Source organism: Streptomyces sp. NPDC101166 (assembly GCF_044768125.1).
In the GTDB taxonomy this organism is placed as follows: Bacteria; Actinomycetota; Actinomycetes; order Streptomycetales; family Streptomycetaceae; genus Streptomyces.
This window is the reverse complement of the sequence record NZ_JBIWPF010000249.1, coordinates 1-1,155: the sequence shown is the minus strand read 5'-3', so window position 1 is coordinate 1,155 and position 1,155 is coordinate 1. Positions and strand designations below refer to the sequence as shown.

1 protein-coding gene is annotated in these 1,155 nt (G+C 67.2%); it reads right to left on the bottom strand.

Annotation, left to right across the window (positions count from 1 at the left end):
• Positions 1-1,145: trehalose-6-phosphate synthase (locus tag ACIRS4_RS38130; protein ID WP_404204852.1), on the bottom strand; the 1,145-nt coding region annotated here is incomplete at its 3' end.
• Positions 1,146-1,155 lie beyond the last annotated feature (10 nt).

Here is a 1,155-nt window from a genome sequence, read left to right as displayed (position 1 = left end):
CGCAGCGGGGTCACCACCATGACGTCGGCGGCCACGAAGAATGCGATCAGCTCCTCGCGCGGGATGGGGCGGTGCAGATAGTGCACCACCGGGTAACCCACCCGGGCGAACTCACCGTTGATGCGGCCCACCTGGCGTTCGATATCGCCGCGCATCTGCTTGTAGGACTCGACGCGTTCGCGGGACGGCGTGGCCAGCTGCACCATCACCGTGTCCGTGGGATCGATACGGCCGTCGTGCAGCAGCTCCTCGAGCGCGGCGAGCCGGATGTCGATGCCCTTGGTGTAGTCGAGGCGGTCGACGCCCAGCAGGATCGTCTTCGGATTGCCCAGTTCCGCACGGATTTTCGCGGCCCGCTCCCGCACATCGCGGCGACGCGAATACTCGTCCAGTTCCGCGGAGGTGATGGAGATCGGGAACGCTCCCACCCGCACGGTGCGGAAACCCACCTGCACCACACCGAGTTTCGAACGCACGCCCACATTGCCGCGCGACGTCGGCTGCCCGGCCAGCCTCCTGGCCAGATACAGGAAGTTCTGCGCGCCGCCCGGGAGATGGAAGCCGATCAGGTCGGCGCCGAGCAGGCCCTCGACGATCTCGGTGCGCCACGGCATCTGCATGAACAGTTCCACCGGCGGGAACGGAATGTGCAGGAAGAAGCCGATGGTCAGGTCGGGGCGGAGCATGCGCAGCATCTTCGGCACCAGCTGCAGCTGGTAGTCCTGGACCCACACGGTCGCGCCCTCGGCGGCCACCTTCGCGGTGTACTCGGCGAAACGCCGATTCACCTGCACGTACGCCTGCCACCACTGGCGGTCGTAGACCGGCCGCACGATCACGTCGTGATACAGCGGCCACAGCGTCGCGTTGGAGAAGCCCTCGTAGTAATCGGCGACCTCGTCGCCCGACAACGGGACGGGATGCAGTTCCAGACCGTCCTCGACGATCGGATCGAGCTCCACGTCCGGGACGCCGGCCCAGCCGACCCAGGCGCCCTTGTTATTGCGCAGTACCGGTTCCAGTGCCGTGACCAGACCGCCGGGGCTGCGCTTCCAGCGAGTGGTTCCGTCGGGCAGGCGCTCCAGGTCGACCGGGAGCCGGTTGGCGACGACGACGAAACCGGAGCCGGAGCTATCCGGGTGCACGGGTCATTCG